The following is a 1,170-nucleotide window of genomic DNA, read 5'->3' on the forward strand; positions in this document are numbered from 1 at the left end:
GCAGGGGAATCGCATATGGCGTTGGAGTCGAAATCTTAGGTCGAAGCGGATTCTGCAGATGTCTCCTTGGTGTTTGGAGACGGGGTTGTGGGGACGTTTTCTGACTATTTTGGGGCCGTGTCAGACCCTCGTGCCGGTAACGCTCGGCACGATCTTCTGGAGCTGATGTTCGTGGCCCTGGCGGCGGTGCTGTGCGGGGCGGAAGATTGCACCGACATGGCCGAGTTCGCCGAGGCCAAGCTCGGGGTTCTGCGCGAGGTTGTGAAGCTGGCGCATGGTCCGCCGAGCCACGACACCTTCAGCCGGGTGTTCCGATTGTTGCAGCCGGAGCCCTTCGAGGCGGCGTTCGCGAAGTTCACCGCCGCCTTCGCCGGCGCGCTGCGGGGCGTGGTGGCGATTGATGGCAAGGCGTTGCGGGGAGCTTACGACCGTGGACGCAAGGCCACGCCGCTGCATCTGGTCAACGTCTGGGCGGCGGAGGCCCGACTGGTGATCGGTCAGCGCCTGGCGCCAGGCCGCAACGAAGTCCTGGGCGCTCAGCAGGCCTTGGCGCTACTGCGGCTCGACGGCTGTATCGTCACCGCCGACGCGCTGCACTGCCGGGCCGACACCGCCCAGGCGATCCTCGACGCCGGCGCCGACTACGCCCTGGCCCTGAAGGCCAACCACCCGAAGCTGCTGGCCAAGGCCCAAGCCCTGATCGAGGCCGCCGATCCCGCCACCGAAGCGATCAACGGCCCCACCAAGGCGCATGACCGGGTCGAGGGCCGCACCGCCATCGTCGTGGCCGCCCAGGGCATGGACTTCCCAGGCCTGGCCGCCGTCGCCCGCGTCGAGACCTACCGCAAGTCCGCAGGAGAACCCGAGCCTGTGATCGTGCGCTGGTACCTGCTCTCCACGCAGCTCTCAGCCGAGCGGATGCTGGCGGTCGCCAGAACCCACTGGACCATCGAGAACCAGCTCCACTGGGTGCTCGACGTCGCCTTCGATGAAGACCGCGTCCGTAGCCGAAAGGACAACGCCCCTCAGAACCTCGCCCTCATCCGAAAGCTCGCCCTCAACATCATCCGACAGCACCCCGCCAAGGGATCCATCAAGACCAAAATCAAGCGGGCCGGATGGGATGACGCCTTCCTCTTCTCAATGCTCGGTCATATGCGATAGCCCTGC

At 66.0% G+C, this 1,170-nt stretch carries 1 protein-coding gene; it reads left to right on the top strand.

Annotated elements, in window-relative coordinates:
- The first annotated feature begins 87 nt into the window (after nucleotides 1–87).
- The gene (locus OCL97_RS22600; RefSeq protein ID WP_304780174.1) at nucleotides 88–1,164 is read left to right on the top strand and encodes an ISAs1 family transposase; all 1,077 of its coding nucleotides are present in this window, start codon (nucleotides 88–90) and stop codon (nucleotides 1,162–1,164) included.
- Nucleotides 1,165–1,170: the final 6 nt, after the last annotated feature.

The organism is Phenylobacterium ferrooxidans (assembly GCF_042714595.1).
Taxonomy (GTDB): domain Bacteria; phylum Pseudomonadota; class Alphaproteobacteria; order Caulobacterales; family Caulobacteraceae; genus Phenylobacterium; species Phenylobacterium ferrooxidans.